Below are 18,218 nucleotides of genomic sequence, written 5' to 3'. Positions count from 1 at the left end.
CCCCACTGGAAGCGTCTTCAAATAAAGACGGTGTCTATGTATGAAGACGGAGGCTAGGTACATGGACAGTTGAGGTCAAGGGCTCTGCACCGACGGGCTTAGGATCGCGACATGGCGCAGAGTGGGGGCGTACCCGAAGTGAAGTCAGCGGTCCGAACCGTCGCACTGCTGGAACTGCTGGCCGCGAGGGGTGACCGCCCGGCGCGGCTGCGCGAGCTTTCCGAGGAACTGGGCGTGCCCCGCAGCAGTATGTACGCACTGCTCCAGACCCTCGTCGAGCACGGCTGGGTCCGCACCGACACCACCGGGTCCCTGTACGGCATCGGCATCCGGGCGCTGCTGACCGGCACCAGCTACCTGGACAGCGACATGCGCGTCCGCCTGGTCCGCCCTTACCTCGACGAGGCGTCGGACGCCCTGGGTGAAACCATCCACCTGGCCCGGCTGGACGGCGCGGATGTCGTCTACCTGGCGACCAGGGAATCCCACGAGTACCTGCGGACGATCAGCAGGGTCGGCCGCCGGGTCCCCGCACACGTCGGCGCCCTGGGCAAGGCCCTGCTCGCCGAGTGCCCGGACGACGAACTCCCGCTACCCGAAGACCCGTTGCCGGCCTCCACCCCAAACACGCTCACCACCCGGACGTCACTGCTGGCCGACCTGGCCGAGGTGCGGGAACGTGGCTACTCCATCGACCACGAGGAAACCGTCACCGGCATCACCGGCTTTGGCTTCGCCCTGCGCTACGACACCCCTGCCACCGACGCCATCAGCTGCTCGGTGCCGACCTCCCGCCTCACCGACGAACACGAACACCGCATCGTCGCCGTCATGCGCGAGGTCCGCACAAAGATCGAGACCCTCCTGCCGCTACCGTCCCGTGACGTCGACTGGCGGGAACCGCAACGATGAGCGAGCGGCAGGCCTCACGAGTGTCCACGATGGTTGTGAGCCCACCGCACTGCGCCGACTCGGCACACGTTCGAATGCACTGTGTGAAGGGATACGGGCAGACGTTGGCCCGGCTATGGTCCGGACCTTGGGAGAGGGGACCCGACCGGCCGTCTCAGCGGCTCTGCTGTTAGGCAGGGGCGGCCACCGTCCGCTGGCTGAACGAGCGGCCTGCTGGGCCCAGGAGAGCCCCGAGGCTTGGTCCGCCACCTGTACGCCGATCTGCTCGACCGCGTCGGCGGGCACGTGGCCGCCGACGCAGCCATGATCGTCCTGCAACGCACCGCCTGGGGGCGAGGCCCCGGGGAGGTCGGCGGCGCGCACCACCGCGGGATGCCAGGGCATGAGCTGCGCGGGTCCGGGGTCGCTGTTAGTGCTTGCGGGGGCGGATCTCCACGAAGCCGGATACTTTTCCATGCTTCTCCACGATGAGGAGGCCCCCATGTGTGGAATCTCCGGTTGGGTGTCCTATGGGCGTGACCTGCGGCAGGAACGCCCCGTCGCCGAGGCCGTGAACGCCACGATGGCCTGCCGTGGACCGGATGCACAGGGCCTCTGGCTCGACCGCCACGCGGCCATGGGCCACCGTCGGCTCGCCATCATCGACCTGCCCGGCGGCGTCCAGCCGATGACGCAGGACACCCCGGACGGCGATGTCGTGCTGGTGTATTCCGGGGAGGCCTACAACCACACGGAGTTGCGTGACGAGCTGCGCCATCGCGGGCACCGCTTTCGGACCGACAGCGATACCGAGGTCGTGCTGCGTGGCTATCTGGAATGGGGCGCTGAACTCACGAACGCCTGAACGGCATGTTCGCGTTCGCGATCTGGGACGGACGGTCAAAGTCGCTGCTCCTGATCCGCGACCGCATGGGCATCAAGCCCCTGTACTACTTCCCGACCGAAGACGGCGTGCTGTTCGGCTCCGAGCCCCGCCGTCCTGGCCAACCCCATGGTGCCCCGCAGTGTCGAACTGGACGGCCTGCGCGAGCTGTTCTCCAGGGCCAAGACCCCCGGCCACGCCGTCTGGGCGGCGATGAGGGAGGTGGAGCCGGGCACGGTGGTCACCGTCGAGCGCTCGGGCCTGCGTGCCCGCCCCTACTGGCAGCTGCGTGCTGCCGAGCACACCGACAGCCGCCAGGACACCGTGGCGCGGGTGCGAGAGCTACTCGACGACATCGTCCGCCGCCAGTTGGTCTCCGACGTGCCGCGGTGCGTCCTGCTCTCGGGTGGTCTGGACTCCAGTGCGATCACGGCACTGGCCGTCGAGCAGATGCGCGGAAAGGAGACGGTGCGCAGCTTCTCCGTCGACTTCGTCGGCCAGAGCGAGAACTTCATCCCCGACGGTCTGCGCTCCACGCCGGACACCCCCTACGTCCACGACGTCGTACAGCAACGGTGCGAAACCCAGCGCGAACAGCACGATGCCGAGAAACTTCAGCCACCACGGGTACGGCGGCGGCGCCGCCTCGATCTCCATCAGTCTGCGGTCGGCCTCCGCGATTCCGGTCCGGCGTGCCCGCACTTCGGCGAGGAACGGTTTGAGGGCTTTCGAGCCCTCACCCATGACGGGGATCGTGCCGCCCGAGGTGCCCTGAGGCGGCCGCTCGTGTAAGCAGGAACTCCTGGCTCTGGAGCGAGGAACAGGCGGTGGAGGCGGGCGTGGAGCAGCGATCGGTCGCGGATATCGACGATCTCACGGCGTTCCTGGCCCGGCTGGCCGGCCTGTTGCTGCGCTCGTCCGGCGAGGGCGCCCATCTCATCGAGCGAGCCGTGGCCGACAGTGCCCGTGCCTTCGGCGGCGTCGCGTCCCTGCTGCTGGTGCCGGAGGCGGCGGCGCTCACGGTCACCGCGGCGGACGGCAGTACCGGCACCGTCATCGTGCACGGCTTCCCGGAGGTCTTTCGCCTCGACCAGGTCGCCGCGCGATGTGAACACCGTGAGGCCGAGGCATTGCGCCCACCAGCAATACCGCCCCTTCACCAGTTCGACGCCTGTAGCAGGCAGCCCAGACGCAGGAGGGGCCCGAAGGCCCGGGCGTGATCAGGGCCCCTCCTCCGCGTACGCGTCCACGGGGGCTGCACGCGTGCCGTGTTCAACGTCTAGCCCTGCAGGAAGGTTACGTCGCACCGCACCGCACCGCACCGCCTGCTGCTGGAGGCTATTCGCATGCCCGGCCCAGCGGCCTCGGCGCGCGTGGGGCGGGCAGCGGTGCGAGCGTGGAAGCAGATGCCGACTAAGGCGCTGAAACGCACGGGATGGAGCACGGTCCCGGAACGTCGTAACGGCCGGCCCGCGGAGCGTCGCACGACGCGGCGCGGGCCGACCGATGGTCGGTGAAACCGCAGGTCAGCCCACCTTGCGGAACAGCCCCTCCTGCACCACGGACACGATCAGTTGCCCCTCGAGGTTGTAGATGCGGCCCCGGGCAAGGCCCCGGCCGCCCACCGCGATCGGCGACTCCTGGTCGTACAGGAACCACTCGTCCGCACGGAACGGCCGGTGGAACCACATGGCGTGGTCCAGCGACGCCATGTCGAAGCCCCGCGGCCCCCACAGCGGCTCGACCGGGATGCGCACCGCGTCGAGCAAGGTCATGTCGCTGGCGTAGGTCAGCGCGCAGGTGTGCACGAGCGGGTCGTCACCGAGCGGCCCCACCGCGCGCATCCACACGGCGCTGCGCGGTTCGGCTTCCTTGAGGTCCTCGGCGCTCCAGCGCAGCCGGTCCACGTACCGGATGTCGAACGGCTGACGCCGTGCCATGCGCTCCAACTGCTCCGGCAGCGTGCCCAGATGCTCCCGGATCTCGTCCGCGACCGTCGGCAGGGACTCCGGCTCCGGGATCTCGCGCTCCGGCGGCATCTGGTGCTCGAAGCTGCCTTGTTCGGGCTTGTGGAAGGAGGCGGTCAGATTGAAGATCGTCCGGCCCTGCTGTACGGCGGTGACCCGGCGGGTGGTGAAGGACCGCCCGTCCCGTACCCGCTCCACCTGGTACACGATCGGCACACCCGGCCGGCCCGGGCGCAGGAAGTACGCGTGCAGTGAGTGGACCGGGCGCTCGCCGTCCGTGGTGCGCCCGGCGGCGACCAGCGCCTGGCCGGCCACCTGGCCGCCGAAGACCCTCTGGAGGGACTCCTGCGGACTGCGACCGCGGAAGATGTTGACTTCTATCTGCTCCAGGTCGAGCAGGTCGACGAGCCTTTCGGCCGGGTTCGTCATGGGTGGAAGACTCCTGGGTTCAGAACGGGGCGACCTTGGCTCACAGCTGACCGACGTCGGTCACACGGATGACCGCGCGGCCCTCGGCGTCGGACGCCGCGAGATCGACCTCGGCGCTGATGCCCCAGTCGTGGTCGCCGGCGGGGTCGTCGAAGATCTGCCGCACGCGCCACAGCGCGTTCTGCGGCTCCTCCTTGATCACCAGCAGCTTGGGCCCGCGGGCGTCGGGACCGGTACCGAGGTCGTCGTACTCGTCCCAGTACTTGTCCATCGCCTCGCCCCAGGCCTCGGCGTCCCATCCGGCCTCGGCGTCCATCTCGCCCAGCTCCGCGACCTGGTCGAGGGCGGCGAGTTCGGCGCGGCGGAACATGGCGTTGCGGACCAGGACGCGGAACGCGCGCGCGTTGGAGGTGACCGGCTTGACCTGGTCGGCCTTCTCCTGGGCCTCCTCCGCGGTCATCTCCTCCGGGTTGGCCAGCTGCTCCCACTCGTCCAGCAGGCTGGAGTCGACCTGGCGCACCATCTCGCCGAGCCAGGCGATCAGGTCCTGAAGGTCCTCGGACTTCAGGTCGTCCGGGACGGTGTGCTCCAGGGCCTTGTACGCGCTGGCCAGGTAGCGCAGCACAATGCCCTCGGTGCGGGCCAGCTCGTAGTGGGACACCAACTCCGTGAAGGACATGGCCCGTTCGTACATGTCGCGGATCACGGATTTCGGCGACAGCGGGTGGTCGCCCACCCAGGGGTGGCTCTTGCGGTAGGTGTTGTACGCGTGGAAGAGCAGCTCTTCCAGCGGCTTGGGGTACGTGATCTCCTGGAGGCGCTCCATGCGCTCCTCGTACTCGACCCCGTCCGCCTTCATCGCGGCCACGGCCTCGCCTCGCGCCTTGTTCTGCTGGGCGGAGAGGATCTGCCGCGGATCGTCCAGCGTGGACTCCACGACGGACACCATGTCCAGTGCGTAGGAAGGCGATTCGGGATCCAGCAGCTCGAACGCGGCGAGCGCGAAGGTGGACAGCGGCTGGTTGAGCGCGAAGTCCTGCTGGAGATCGACCGTGAGCCGGACGATCCGGCCTTCTGCGTCCGGCCGGTCCAGCTTCTCCACGATGCCGCCGTCCAGCAGCGAGCGGTAGATGGCGATCGCCCGTCGGATGTGCCTCAGCTGCTGCTTGCGCGGCTCGTGGTTGTCCTCGAGCAGGCGCCGCATCGCCTCGAAGGCGTTGCCCGGCCGTGCGATCACCGACAGCAGCATCGTGTGCGTCACGCGGAAGCGGGAGGTCAGGGGCTCGGGTTCGGAGGCGATGAGTTTGTCGAAGGTGCTGTCCGACCAGCCGACGAAGCCCTCCGGCGCCTTCTTGCGGACGACCTTGCGGCGCTTCTTCGGGTCGTCGCCCGCCTTGGCGAGGGCCTTCTCGTTCTCGATGACGTGCTCGGGGGCCTGCGCGCAGACGAAGCCCTCGGTGTCGAAGCCCGCGCGGCCGGCCCGGCCGGCGATCTGGTGGAACTCACGGGCGCGCAGCGTGCGTACCCGGCTGCCGTCGTACTTGGTCAGCGCGGTGAACAGCACCGTACGGATCGGCACGTTGACGCCCACGCCGAGCGTGTCCGTGCCGCAGATCACCTTCAGCAGCCCGGCCTGCGCCAGCTTCTCCACCAGACGCCGGTACTTGGGCAGCATGCCGGCGTGGTGGACACCGATGCCGTGCCGGACGTAGCGGGAGAGGTTGCGGCCGAACCTGGTGGTGAAGCGGAAGTTGCCGATCAGCTCGGCGATCTGGTCCTTCTCCTCACGCGAGCACATGTTGATGCTCATCAGCGCCTGCGCCCGCTCCACCGCCTGCGCCTGGGTGAAGTGGACGATGTACACCGGCGCCTGGCGCGTCTGCAGCAGATCGGTGAGCGTCTCGGTCAGCGGGGTGCGCCGGTACTCGTACGACAGGGGAACCGGGCGGGTGGCCGAGCGGACCACCGCGGTCGGGCGGCCGGTGCGGCGGGCGAGGTCCTTCTCGAAGAAGGAGACGTCGCCGAGCGTCGCCGACATCAGGACGAACTGCGCCTGCGGCAGTTCAAGGAGCGGAATCTGCCAGGCCCAGCCCCGGTCGGGCTCCGCGTAGAAGTGGAACTCGTCCATGACGACCTGGCCGACGTCGGCGTCCTTGCCGTCGCGCAGCGCGATCGACGCGAGGACCTCCGCCGTGCAGCAGATGACGGGGGCGTCGGCGTTCACGGAGGCGTCGCCGGTGAGCATGCCGACGTTCTCGGTGCCGAACAACTTGCACAGTTCGAAGAACTTCTCCGACACCAGCGCTTTGATCGGTGCCGTGTAGAAGGTGACCTCGTCCCTGGCCAGCGCGGCGAAGTGGGCGCCGGCGGCGATCATGCTCTTGCCGGACCCGGTGGGCGTCGACACGATCACGTTGGCCCCGGAGACCGCCTCGATCAGCGCCTCCTCCTGGTGGGGGTAGAGCGTAAGACCGCGCTCCTGCGCCCAGGATTCGAAGGCCTCGTACAGGGCGTCGGGGTCGGCGGTCGGCGGGAGCTGATCGATGAGGGTCACGCCCCCATCTTGCCTGGCACCCCGGCCGAGACGGGAATCGGATGCCGGACCGAAGATCAAGACCGCTACGCTGTGTCGCCGGCAGTACTTCGGCACACCGGGTCAACTGGACAGCGGCGCAAGAGGAATGGGGCGGGCAACGGCCATGATGGGACCAGCACACTCACTGTCGGGCGCGGCGGCCTGGCTCGGCGTCGGAGCGGCGGTCGCCGCGGCCGGGCACCCGATGCCCTGGCCGGTCCTGCTGGTCGGTGCGCTGATCTGCGCCGGGGCCGCGCTCGCCCCGGACCTGGACCACAAGGCCGCCACCATTTCGCGCGCCTTCGGACCGGTCTCGCACGCGTTGTGCGAGATCGTCGACAAGCTGTCGTACACCGTCTACAAGGCGACCCGGAAGCAGGGCGACCCGCGCCGCTCCGGCGGGCATCGGACGCTGACGCACACCTGGCTGTGGGCGGTGCTGATCGGGGCGGGCACCTCCGTGCTGGCGATCACCGGAGGCCGCTGGGCGGTGCTGGGCATTCTCTTCGTGCACATGGTGCTGGCCATCGAGGGCCTGCTGTGGCGGGCGGCCCGCGGCTCCAGCAGCACGGTGCTGGTCTGGCTGCTGGCCGCGACCAGCGCCTGGATCCTGGCGGACGTCCTCGACCAGCCCGGCAACGGGTCGGACTGGCTGTTCACCGCGCCGGGCCAGGAGTACCTGTGGCTGGGCCTGCCGATCGTGCTGGGCGCGCTCATGCACGACCTCGGGGACGCGCTGACCGTCTCCGGGTGCCCCATCCTGTGGCCGATACCGATCGGCCGCAAGCGCTGGTACCCGATCGGGCCGCCGAAGGCGATGCGGTTCCGGGCCGGCGACTGGGTCGAGCTCAAGGTGCTGATGCCGGCGTTCATGGTGCTCGGCGGAGTGGGCTGCGTGGTCGCGCTGAACGTCATCTGAGGGAGGCGCTCAGCAGGGCTCGCTCCGGCGCCGGTGGCCGGTCAGGCGGCTCCGTCGCCTCCGGGCGCCTGACCGCCGCCGTAGCGCCGCTCGAACCGGGCGATCCGGCCCTCCGAGTCCACCGTGCGGGCCCTGCCGGTGTAGAACGGGTGGCTCTCCGAGGAGATCTCCACGTCCACGACCGGGTAGGTCGCGCCGTCGTCCCACTCGATGGTCTGCTCACTGCGCGCGGTGGACCGGGTGAGGAAGGCGTAACCGGCGGCGCGGTCCCGGAACACGACGGGGTGGTAGTCGGGGTGCTTGTCCTGCTGCATGGGTGCTCCTCGTGCGGCGGGGGACAGAGTGAGGCACGCGGGCGGCCGGGTCAGGCCCGAGGGGTCTCCTCGTCGACGACGTGCATCGCGGCCTCCTCCGCGGACGCGGCCGCGCCGTCGATGCCCACGTCGGTGGCGACCAGGGCGCTCTCGTCGTCCTCGTGCGCTCCCTCGTCGGGGGCGACGAGACGACCGGAGCGGGCGGCACCGACCTCGTTGTCCAGGAGTTCCCCGTCGGTGTCCTCGCAGTCGCCCATGTCGTCGCCGTCCCAGGCGACCGGTTCGGGCAGTTCCTCGGAGAGGCGTTGGTCCAGGGTTTCGCCCTGGTGGCGCTCCTCGGCGGTCACGCCGGTGTGCTCCACGGCCCACGGCCGCTCCGGCGGCGACCAGCCACGGTCCAGGGGATCGTCGACACCGTCGTACACCAGCGTGTCCTCCGGGTCGAGCACTCCCGTGTCTTCTTTGACCTCGGAGTCGTCGGGCTGGTAGACGTCGTCTCCCCATCCGTCGGCGCTGTCCACGGGTACCTCCAGGTGGTGGGGACGGGCCCGTTCTCTCCGCGGCCGCCGTGCGGCCGCCGGTGCGCGGGGCACAGCCGGCACCCGGCACGAACCGTACGGTTCCCGGGCGCTCCCCGAGCCGTTTCCGCTTTCCAGCCTTCCACCGCTGTTCGGCACCGCGCAACGGCACCGGCCGCGACACCCGCCCGGCGCCCCCTCCAGCGCTGGTGCGGTCCCGGTCGGTGCCGCCCCCGGCCAGGCCCGCCGACCGCAGCCGTCACCGTCATGGGACCGGCACCGGCGGCCGCGCCCCTCGCCATGTCCGCCGCCGCACCGTCACCGCACCTGCCAGCCCGAACGCCAGAGAGGGCCTGGAGCCTTCGTGCGGTCACCCGTGCCAGGAGCGCCACAGCGCCGCGTAGGCGCCGTTCGCCGCCACGAGCTCGTCGTGACTGCCCAGCTCGCTGATGCGGCCGTTCTCGACCACGGCGATGACGTCGGCGTCGTGGGCCGTGTGGAGCCGGTGGGCGATGGCGACGACCGTGCGGCCGTCCAGGACGCGGGCCAGGGACCGCTCCAGATGCCGGGCCGCACGCGGGTCGAGCAGCGAGGTCGCCTCGTCCAGGACCAGCGTGTGCGGATCGGCCAGGACCAGCCGGGCCAGGGCGATCTGCTGGGCCTGGGCAGGGGTGAGGGCAAGACCGCCGGAGCCGACCTCGGTGTCCAGACCGTCGTCGAGGGCGCGGGCCCAGCCGTCCGCGTCGACCGCGCCCAGTGCCGCCCACAGCTCGGCGTCGACGGCGTCCGTGCGGGCCAGCAGCAGGTTGTCGCGCAGGGAGCCCACGAAGACGTGGTGCTCCTGGTTGACGAGGGCGACATGGGAGCGGACGCGTTCCGCGGGCATCCGGGAGAGTTCGGCGCCGCCGAGAGCTATCCGGCCGTCCCGGGGCGCGTAGATCCCCGCGAGCAGACGGCCCAGCGTGGACTTCCCGGCGCCGGACGGGCCGACCAGGGCCAGCCGCGTGCCCGGGGCGACCTTCAGGGAGACCTCGCGCAGCACGTCGACGCCCTCCCGGTAGCCGAAGCGCACCCGTTCCGCGTCCACGTCCCGGCCGGCGGGGGCCAGGGAGTCGTCCCCGGCGTCCGGCTCGATGTCGCGCACTCCGACGAGCCGGGCCAGCGACACCTGTGCCACCTGCAACTCGTCGTACCAGCGCAGGATCAGCCCCACAGGGTCGACCAGCATCTGCGCGATGAGGGCGCCCGTCGTCAGCTGGCCGACCCCGATCCAGCCCCGCAGGACGAACACGCCGCCGGCCATGAGCACCGAGGCGAGCACGGTGACGTGGGTGACGTTGACGACCGGGAAGAGCACCGACCGCAGCCAGAGCGTGTAGCGTTCCCACGCGGTCCATTGGGTGATCCGCAGTTCCGACAGGGCGACGCGGCGTTCGCCGAGGCGGTGTGCCTCCACGGTGCGCCCCGCGTCGACGGTCTCGGTGAGCGCGGCGGCCACGGCGGCGTAGCCCGCGGCCTCCGAGCGGTAGGCGGACGGTGCCCGCCGGAAGTACCAGCGGCAGCCGACCACCAGCAGCGGCACGGCCAGCAGCACGGCCGCGCCGAGCGGTGGCGCGGTCACGATCAGACCGCCCAGCAGCAGCGCCACCCACACGACCCCGATCGCCAGTTGCGGCACGGCCTCGCGCATCGCGTTGGCGAGGCGGTCGATGTCGGTGGTGATGCGGGAGAGCAGGTCGCCGGTGCCCGCCCGCTCCAGCACGCCCGGCGGCAGGCCCACCGACCGGACGAGGAAGTCCTCGCGCAGGTCGGCCAGCATCCGCTCGCCGAGCATCGCCCCGCGCAGCCGAACTTCCCGTACGAACACCGCCTGGACGAGCAACGCGGCGACGAACAGCGCGGCGGTGAGCGGCAGATGCAGCTCGCGGGTGGGGTCCGACACCCGTTCCACCAGACCGCCCAGCAGCCAGGGGCCGGCCATGGAGGCCATCACGGCGACGGTGTTGACGGTGATGAGCAGGACGAAGTCGCGCCGGTGCCGACGCAGCAGTTCGCTCACATAGGAGCGCACGGTCGAGGCGGAGCCGACGGGCAGGGTGTCGGCCGTCGTCGGGGCCGCCGGGTCGTACGCGGGGGGCGCCACGCCGATCACGCCGTCTCCTCCATCTCTTCCATCTGATCCGTCTCTTCCAGGGGCTTTTCCGTGGCGTCCCGCGGGGCGGCCTCGTCGTCGCGCGGCGCGTCGTCCGACGGGTGTTGCGGTGCGGCCCGCAGTCTGCCGCCGCCGTCGAGCAGGTCGTGCGCGGCGCGTTCCTCGTCGGTCTCCCGGGTCACCACCGCGCGGTACCGGGGTTCGGTGCGGAGAAGGTCCCGGTGCACACCGACCGCGGCGACCGCGCCCTCGTGGACGAGCACCACCCGGTCGGCACGGTCCAGGAGCAGGGGCGAGGAGGTGAACACGACCGTGGTGCGTTCGGCCCGCAGGCCGCTCAGGCCCTGGGCGATCCGCGCCTCGGTGTGGGAGTCGACGGCGGAGGTGGGTTCGTCGAGGACGAGCACCTCCGGGTCGGTGATCAGCGACCGGGCCAGAGCCAGGCGCTGGCGCTGGCCGCCGGACAGGGACCGGCCGCGCTCGGTGATCCGGACGTCCATCGGGTCGTCGGCGGCCGGCGACGACTGCGCGAGCGCGTCCAGGACGTCGTCGCACTGGGCGGCGGTGAGCGCCTCCCCGGCGGTGACCTTTCCCGAGGCGGGCACGTCGAGCAGTGCGCGCAGCGATCCGGACAGCAGTACCGGGTCCTTGTCCTGGACCAGGACGGCGGTGCGCGCGGAGCCGAGCGGCAACTCGTCCAGCGGTACGCCCCCGAGCCGCGCCGAGGTGCCCGGCTCGGTGGGGTGGCCGCCGAGCCGTTCCGCCAGCCGGCCCGCCGCGTCCGGGTCGCCGCAGACCACGGCGGTGAGCCGGCCGGCCGGCGCCCGGAGGCCGGTCTCCGGGTCGTGCAGATCACCTGACGGCACGACGGGCGCCCGTGTCCCGGTCCCGTCGGTGGCCCGTTCCAGGGACAGCACCCGCGCGGCCCGGGTGGCCGAAGGTCGGGAGAAGGAGTACGCCATGGCGATCTCGACGAAGTGCCTCAGCGGATAGGTGAGGACCATGACCGAGCTGTAGACGGTGACGAGTTCGCCCACGCCGATCCGGCCCGCGCGGGCCAGGTGGACGCCGTACCAGACGACCCCGATCAGCAGCAGGCCCGGCAGCAGAACCTGGATCGCGGCGATGAGTGACCACATGCGGGCACTGCGGACGGCCGCGTGCCGCACCTCCTGGGAGGCACGCCGGTAGCGATCGAGGAACAGCTCCTCCCCGCCGATGCCGCGCAGCACCCGCAGCCCGGCGACGGTGTCCGAGGCCAGTTCGGTGGCGCGGCCCGCCTTCTCCCGCTGGACGTCGGCGCGCCGGGTCGCGCGGGGCAGCAGCGGCAGCACCGCGAGAGCCAGCGCGGGCAGACCCACGGCGACGACCACGCCCAGCGCGGGCTGGTAGAAGAGCAGGGCGACACAGACCAGCACGATGGTGACGGCCGCCGCGGTGAACCGGGACACGGCCTCCACGAACCAGCCGATCTTCTCGACGTCCGCCGTGGAGACCGCGACCACCTCGCCGGCGGCCACCCGCCGGGTCAGCGCGGAGCCCAGGCCGGCGGCCTTTCGGGCGAGCAGTTGCTGGACGCGGGCGGCGGCCGTGATCCAGTTGGTGACCGCCGCGCGGTGCAGGTAGGTGTCGCCGACCGCGTTGCCGGCACAAGCCACCGTCAGCAGCCCGCCGGCCAGGGCCAGCCGCGCACCCGAACGGTCGACGACCGCCTGCACGGCGAGGCCGACGCAGAACGGCAGGGAGGAGACGGAGGCGAAGTGCAGCAGCCCCCACGCCAGTGCCTTCATCTGCCCGCCGAGCTGGTTGCGCCCCAGCCACCACAGGAGTCGGGGACCCGAGCGTGCGTCAGGAACCCCCGGATCGGAATACGGAAGGTCTTGGATCTGCATGACGTCCCAGTGGCTCGTGTCAGTGGCGGAGCGCTGCCGCCGGGGCGGCGGGCGAGCCGTGACAGCCTGGCTCGCGAAGTGGTCGAGAGCAAGCGGTTTTCCGTACGGGGGTACGGGATTGGCCGTTTCGCTCCCTCCTCCTCGGCTGCTCGCTCCGGTCGCGCCACGGCCTCCGTGCCAGGGTTCTCCGACCAGGAGTCGAGGGGCGAGATGCCCCAATGGAAAGGAGATAAGGCTATTTGGACCAATCTCGACTAGATCACGTCGTGCCTCCTGGTCAAGATGAGGACATGCAGACTCGCGGTGCAAGGCGTGCGATGGTCGCTGCGGCGACCTGTGGTTTCTTTCTGGCGGCGGTGGCCGCGTGCGGCGGAACGCCCAACGGGGTCCACCATTACGGCGACATACCCAGACCGGGCGGCCCTACAGGGACCGCCCGGCCCAGCCCGCCCGTGGTGCAGTCACGGGTTCCGGGAATCGGGGACCGCATGTGGCAGCGGATACCCGTCGGCACACGGCAGATCGTGGCGGTCTTCGGCGACGACAAGACCTCCCCCGACTCGACGCTCGTGCTCTACGAGAAGCACGGCACCAAGTGGGAACCGCAGGGGACTTGGCCGGCCCACAACGGCAAGCGCGGCTGGGTGACGGACCACCGGGAGAACGACGAGCGCAGCCCGGTGGGAGTGTTCACCCTCTCCGACGCGGGCGGTGTCCTCGACGACCCGGGCACCCGGCTCCCCTACACGCAGGACGAGGACGCCTTCATCTCCCCCTTCTACTGGGAAGAAGCGCACTGGCATGACTTCGACTACGTCATCGCCATCGACTACAACCGTCTGCGTGGCACCCGCCCGGACGATCCGACCCGTCCGCTGGGCCAGAGCAAGGGTGGCGGCATATGGCTGCACCTGGATCATGGTGACGGCACGCTGGGCTGCGTGAGTGTTCCGGAGTCCGCGATGGAGTACCTGCTCCGCAAACTCGATCCGAAGGACAAGCCCGTCATCGTCATGGGGGACAAGGCCAATCTGCGGCTGTAGCCGCCGCACCGGCCCGGCGGCCGGCGAAAGGGCGCGCGTGCTCAGGCCCGCGCCGTGCGCGCGAGCTGCTCCGCACTCCCTCCGCTCTCCCCTCGCTCCGGCGTCAACCCGTTGCGTTCGGCCCGGCGTCAACCGGCCGTGCCCGTACCGGCGTTGAAGCGTCGTTCCCGGCCCGGCGCGGACGCGTCGAAGACACCGTTCAGCAGCCGCGCCCCTGGGCGGGCACCGTGCCCACCAGCGTATCCAGCAGTCCACCGAGCGTCTCGCGCTGCTCGCCCGTCAGGGGCGCCAGGATCTCCTCCGCGGCGGCCCGGCGGGCGCGGCGCAGCTCCCTCAGGGTCGTGCGCCCGTCGTCGGTGAGTTCGATGCGGATGACCCGGCGGTTGGCCGGATCGGGGACCCGGCGCACCTTGCCGTTCGCCTCCAGGCCGTCCACGAGCGTGGTCACCGCGCGGGGCACGACCTCCAGGGACTCGGCGAGATCCGCCATGCGGGGCGGCTCACCGAAGTGCGCCAGGGTGCGCAGCAGCCGGGACTGGGCCGGTGTGATGCCCAGAGCGTGCTGTTCGAGGTGCCGCTTCTGGATGCGGTGCAGTCGGCGGGTGAGCCGCAGCAGTTGCTCGGCGAGGAGACCGTCGGAGTCGGGGGAGGCCATGCGGGAACAATACCAGGACCTTGTTCATTGTGAGTATAGGTAACAGTGAGCTAGGATCGGGTGTCCACCGTCGGTCGCGCCGGCGGTCCGGCACCCACCCACCCCCCGTAGGAGCCCATGCACCCCGACCGTCAACCCATCTGGACCCCGCCCGCCGACGCAGGGGAGCAGCCGCGCCAGGTCCGCAGGATCCTGCGCCTCTTCCGCCCCTACCGGGGCCGTCTGGCCGTCGTCGGCCTGCTGGTGGGAGCCGCCTCGCTGGTCTCCGTGGCCACGCCCTTCCTGCTGAAGGAGATCCTCGACGTCGCGATCCCGCAGGGCCGCACCGGTCTGCTGAGCCTGCTCGCCCTGGGCATGATCCTCAGCGCCGTCCTCACGAGCGTCTTCGGCGTGCTGCAGACGCTGATCTCCACGACCGTCGGCCAGCGCGTCATGCACGACCTGCGCACCGCCGTCTACGGGCGGCTGCAGCGCATGTCCCTGGCCTTCTTCACCCGGACCCGCACCGGCGAGGTGCAGTCCCGCATCGCCAACGACATCGGCGGCATGCAGGCCACTGTCACCTCCACCGCCACCTCGCTGGTCTCCAATGTCACCAGCGTGGTCGCCACGATCGTCGCGATGGTCGCCCTCGACTGGCGGCTCACCGTCGTCTCACTGCTGCTGCTCCCGGTGTTCGTGTGGATCAGCCGCCGTGTCGGCAACGAGCGCAAGAAGATCACCACCCAGCGGCAGAAGCAGATGGCCGCGATCGCCGCCACGGTCACCGAATCCCTCTCCGTCAGCGGCATCCTCCTGGGCCGCACGATGGGCCGCTCGGCCTCGCTGACCGAGTCCTTCGCCAAGGAGTCGGAAGGCCTGGTCGACCTCGAGGTGAGGTCGAACATGGCCGGGCGCTGGCGCATGGCCGTCATCACGATCGTCATGGCCGCCCTGCCCGCCGTCATCTACTGGACCGCGGGCGTCGCCCTCCAGTTCGGCGGACCGCAGGTCTCCATCGGCACGATCGTCGCCTTCGTCTCGCTCCAGCAGGGCCTGTTCCGGCCGACCGTCAGCCTGCTGTCCACCGGTGTGCAGATCCAGACCTCGCTCGCGCTGTTCCAGCGCATCTTCGAGTACCTGGACCTGCCGATCGACATCACCGAGCGCGAGCGGCCGGTCCACCTCGACCAGGTCAAGGGCGAGGTCCGCTTCGAGGACGTCGACTTCCGCTACGACGACAAGAGCGGCCCGATCCTGGAGGGCATCGACGTCACGGTGCCCGCGGGCAGCAGCCTCGCGATCGTCGGTCCGACCGGCGCCGGCAAGTCCACACTCGGCTACCTGGTGCCCCGGCTCTACGACGTCACGGGCGGCCGCGTCACCGTAGACGGGGTCGACGTGCGCGACCTCGACTTCGACACCCTCGCCCGCGCGGTCGGCGTCGTCTCCCAGGAGACGTACCTCTTCCACGCCTCGGTCGCCGAGAACCTCCGCTTCGCCAAGCCGGACGCCACCGACGAGGAGCTGCGGGCGGCGGCGCAGGCGGCGCAGATCCACGACCACATCGCGGCCCTGCCCGACGGCTACGACACGGTCGTCGGCGAGCGCGGCCACCGTTTCTCCGGCGGTGAGAAGCAGCGCCTGGCCATCGCCCGGACCATCCTGCGCGACCCGCCGGTCCTCATCCTCGACGAAGCCACCAGCGCCCTGGACACCCGCACCGAGGCCGCCGTGCAGGAGGCCATCGACGCACTGTCCGCCAACCGGACGACCCTGACCATCGCGCACCGCCTGTCCACCGTCCGCGGCGCCGACCAGATCGTGGTCCTCGACTCCGGGCGGCCCGTCGAGCGCGGCACGCACCAGGAACTGCTGGAGCTCGACGGACGCTACGCGGCCCTGGTCCGCCGGGACGCGCAACTGGAACCGGCAACGCAACTGGAACCGACAAGCTGACGATATGCCGGGTTTACGGCCCTTTGAGGGTTACCGTGCCCGCATGCAGAGGAACACTCCGTCACGGAGAACGACCCGACTGACACGCCGGGGCCGTCTGGTCCTGCTCCTGACCGGGGCCGTCCTGGCCGGCGCCGCCGTGGCGGTGCCGCTGCTGACGCTCCACCACGACGAGGCCCCGGCACGCCCCCGCACGCTGGTGATCCCCGAGGGCTGGCGGGCCGGCCAGGTCTACGCCGCCATCGACAAGGTCCTCGCTCTGGCCCCCGGCACCACGAAGCAGTCGGTCCCCGACGCCCACCTGAACCTGCCGAACTCCGCCGAGGGCAACCCGGAGGGCTACCTCTTCCCGGCGACGTACCCCGTCGACGGGAAGAGCACCCCGCAGTCCCTGCTGTCCTACATGGTCGACACCGCGAACAAGAGGTTCAACGCCGCCCCGGTCGCCGCCGGCCCGCAGCGCAACTCCATGAACCTCTACCAGGCGATCACCATCGCCAGCATCGTCCAGGCCGAGGCCGCCTCGAAGTCCGACATGAGCAAGGTGGCCCGCGTCGTCTTCAACCGGCTGGAGCGCGGTATGCCGCTGCAGATGGACTCCACCCTCAACTACGCCCTCAACCGCAGCACGGTCCGCATGACCACGGAGGACACCCGGCTGGACAGCCCCTACAACTCCTACCAGCGCATGGGGCTGCCGCCGACGCCCATCGACAATCCGGGCGAGGACGCCATGCGCGCCGTGGCCAACCCGGCCCAGGGCGACTGGCTCTACTTCGTCACCGTCAAGCCGGGCGACACGCGCTTCACCGCCGACTACCCCGAGCACCAGCGCAATGTGGCGGAGTTCAACGCCCGTCTGAGGGGCAGTGCTCCGCAGTCCGCGAAGTGAGCCGCCCCCGGCCGCGGCGGATGCCGGTCACGCCGCGGCGGCCGGCTCCTCCTCCAGCAGGCGCCTGATGTCCCGCACGGCGGCGCGTCCGGCCCGGTTGGCGCCGATGGTGCTGGCCGAGGGGCCGTAGCCGACCAGGTGGATCCGGGGATCGGCGACCGCCCGGGTGCCGTCCACCCGGATGCCGCCGCCGGGCTCGCGCAGACCGAGCGGCGTCAGGTGGCGCAGCGAGGCCCGGAACCCGGTCGCCCAGAGGATGACGTCGGCCGTCACGTGCCGTCCGTCCGCCCACCACACCCCGTCGGGGGTGATCCGGTCGAACATCGGCCGCCGGTCCAGGACCCCGTCCTCCAGCCCCTTCCGGACGGCGTCGTTCAGCGGGAGTCCCGTCACCGATACGACGCTCCTGGGCGCCAGCCCCTGCCGCACCCGCTCCTCGACCAGAGCCACCGCCGCACGCCCCGCGTCCTCGTCGAACGGGCCGTCACGGAAGACCGGCGGCCGGCGCGTCACCCAGGTGGTGGCGGCCGCGGACGGGGCGATCTCCAGCAGATGCTGGGTTCCGGAGGCGCCGCCGCCCACCACGACCACGCGCTGCCCGGTGAACTCCGCCGGACCGGCGTACTGCGCGGTGTGCAACTGCCGCCCGTGGAAGGTCTCCTGACCCGGGTACCGGGGCCAGAACGGCTGGTCCCAGGTGCCGGTCGCGTTGATCAGCGCCCGTGCCGCCCAGGCGCCGTCGGAGGTCTCGACGAGCAGCCGCCCGCCGGGGCCCTCCCTGACCGCGGTGACCTCCACCGGCCGCCGCACCCGCAGGTCGAAGGCGCGTTCGTAGTCGGCGAAGTACGCGGCGACGACCTCCGACGACGGCCGCGCGGGGTCGGCCCCGGTCAGCTCCATCCCCGGCAGCGCGTGCATCCCGTGCACCTTGCCGTACGTCAGCGACGGCCATCGGAACTGCCAGGCGCCGCCCGGACCCGGCGGGCGGTCCAGCACGACGAAGTCCCGGTCCGGTTCGAACCCGGTGCGCCGCAGGTGATAGGCGCTGGACAGCCCTGCCTGACCGGCGCCCACGACGACCACGTCGACCTCACGAAGGGTGTTCACGTACCTGCCAACCGTGCCGGGTGCGCCGATCTTCCCCGGGGAT

Annotated in this window: 14 protein-coding genes and 1 pseudogene; 7 read left to right on the top strand and 8 right to left on the bottom strand. The window is 71.0% G+C overall.

Features of this window, described 5'->3' with window-relative positions:
• The first annotated feature begins 111 nt into the window (after window positions 1–111).
• From ACF09J_RS20580 to ACF09J_RS20570, 3 genes and pseudogenes are all read left to right on the top strand, one after another.
• A complete protein-coding gene (locus ACF09J_RS20580; RefSeq protein WP_392306866.1) occupies window positions 112–912 on the top strand; it encodes an IclR family transcriptional regulator in 801 nt (266 codons plus the stop codon).
• A 481-nt stretch (window positions 913–1,393) separates the two neighbouring features.
• Window positions 1,394–2,413, top strand: a pseudogene (gene asnB / locus ACF09J_RS20575) (asparagine synthase (glutamine-hydrolyzing)); the annotation flags it as partial.
• A 200-nt stretch (window positions 2,414–2,613) separates the two neighbouring features.
• Window positions 2,614–2,994 carry a hypothetical protein gene (locus tag ACF09J_RS20570; protein ID WP_392306865.1) on the top strand — a complete coding sequence of 127 codons (381 nt, stop codon included), beginning with the start codon at window positions 2,614–2,616 and terminating at the stop codon, window positions 2,992–2,994.
• Window positions 2,995–3,300: 306 nt separating this feature from the next.
• Here the strand turns inward: ACF09J_RS20570 and ACF09J_RS20565 are convergent, their stop codons facing one another.
• Both ACF09J_RS20565 and ACF09J_RS20560 read right to left on the bottom strand, forming a co-directional pair.
• The gene (locus ACF09J_RS20565) at window positions 3,301–4,170 is read right to left on the bottom strand and encodes an acyl-CoA thioesterase (RefSeq protein ID WP_392306864.1); all 870 of its coding nucleotides are present in this window, start codon (window positions 4,168–4,170) and stop codon (window positions 3,301–3,303) included.
• Window positions 4,171–4,210: 40 nt separating this feature from the next.
• Window positions 4,211–6,724 (bottom strand): DEAD/DEAH box helicase, encoded by a 2,514-nt coding sequence (locus ACF09J_RS20560; RefSeq protein WP_392306863.1) that lies wholly within the window; start codon window positions 6,722–6,724, stop codon window positions 4,211–4,213.
• Between the two features lie 145 nt (window positions 6,725–6,869).
• On the opposite strand from ACF09J_RS20560, the gene ACF09J_RS20555 reads away from it, so the two are divergent.
• Window positions 6,870–7,664, top strand: a complete 795-nt coding sequence (locus tag ACF09J_RS20555; protein WP_392306862.1) for a metal-dependent hydrolase — start codon at window positions 6,870–6,872, stop codon at window positions 7,662–7,664.
• 41 nt (window positions 7,665–7,705) lie between these two features.
• Here the strand turns inward: ACF09J_RS20555 and ACF09J_RS20550 are convergent, their stop codons facing one another.
• From ACF09J_RS20550 to ACF09J_RS20535, 4 genes are all read right to left on the bottom strand, one after another.
• Complete coding sequence (locus tag ACF09J_RS20550; protein WP_392306861.1) at window positions 7,706–7,978, bottom strand: type B 50S ribosomal protein L31; 273 nt, start codon at window positions 7,976–7,978, stop codon at window positions 7,706–7,708.
• 50 nt (window positions 7,979–8,028) lie between these two features.
• The gene (locus ACF09J_RS20545; RefSeq protein WP_392306860.1) at window positions 8,029–8,499 is read right to left on the bottom strand and encodes a DUF5709 domain-containing protein; all 471 of its coding nucleotides are present in this window, start codon (window positions 8,497–8,499) and stop codon (window positions 8,029–8,031) included.
• A gap of 367 nt (window positions 8,500–8,866) precedes the next feature.
• Entirely contained in the window at window positions 8,867–10,648 is a 1,782-nt protein-coding gene (locus ACF09J_RS20540) for an ABC transporter ATP-binding protein (RefSeq protein WP_392306859.1), read from the bottom strand.
• Entirely contained in the window at window positions 10,645–12,540 is a 1,896-nt protein-coding gene (locus ACF09J_RS20535; protein WP_392306858.1) for an ABC transporter transmembrane domain-containing protein, read from the bottom strand. Before ACF09J_RS20535 ends, ACF09J_RS20540 begins: the two co-directional genes overlap by 4 nt.
• A 488-nt stretch (window positions 12,541–13,028) precedes the next feature.
• Here ACF09J_RS20535 and ACF09J_RS20530 point away from each other — a divergent pair, with 488 nt between their 5' ends.
• Window positions 13,029–13,583 carry a L,D-transpeptidase family protein gene (locus ACF09J_RS20530; RefSeq protein WP_392306857.1) on the top strand — a complete coding sequence of 185 codons (555 nt, stop codon included), beginning with the start codon at window positions 13,029–13,031 and terminating at the stop codon, window positions 13,581–13,583.
• Window positions 13,584–13,782: 199 nt separating this feature from the next.
• Here ACF09J_RS20530 and ACF09J_RS20525 read toward each other — a convergent pair whose 3' ends face one another.
• A complete protein-coding gene (locus tag ACF09J_RS20525) occupies window positions 13,783–14,238 on the bottom strand; it encodes a MarR family winged helix-turn-helix transcriptional regulator (RefSeq protein ID WP_392306856.1) in 456 nt (151 codons plus the stop codon).
• A 117-nt stretch (window positions 14,239–14,355) separates the two neighbouring features.
• On the opposite strand from ACF09J_RS20525, the gene ACF09J_RS20520 reads away from it, so the two are divergent.
• Window positions 14,356–16,176, top strand: coding sequence for an ABC transporter ATP-binding protein (locus tag ACF09J_RS20520; RefSeq protein ID WP_392306855.1), 1,821 nt, complete (start codon window positions 14,356–14,358; stop codon window positions 16,174–16,176).
• A 43-nt stretch (window positions 16,177–16,219) separates the two neighbouring features.
• On the top strand, window positions 16,220–17,068 hold the full coding sequence (gene mltG, locus ACF09J_RS20515) for an endolytic transglycosylase MltG (protein WP_392306854.1): 849 nt from the start codon (window positions 16,220–16,222) through the stop codon (window positions 17,066–17,068).
• Between the two features lie 27 nt (window positions 17,069–17,095).
• On the opposite strand, the gene ACF09J_RS20510 is transcribed toward mltG, so the two are convergent.
• Window positions 17,096–18,175, bottom strand: coding sequence for an NAD(P)-binding domain-containing protein (locus ACF09J_RS20510; protein WP_392306853.1), 1,080 nt, complete (start codon window positions 18,173–18,175; stop codon window positions 17,096–17,098).
• Between the last annotated feature and the right edge of the window lie 43 nt (window positions 18,176–18,218).

Origin of the sequence: Streptomyces sp. NPDC014889 (assembly GCF_043081205.1) — a bacterium.
Lineage (GTDB): Bacteria > Actinomycetota > Actinomycetes > Streptomycetales > Streptomycetaceae > Streptomyces.
Note: the sequence above shows the minus strand (reverse complement) of the source record. Positions and strands in the feature narration are given on the sequence as shown.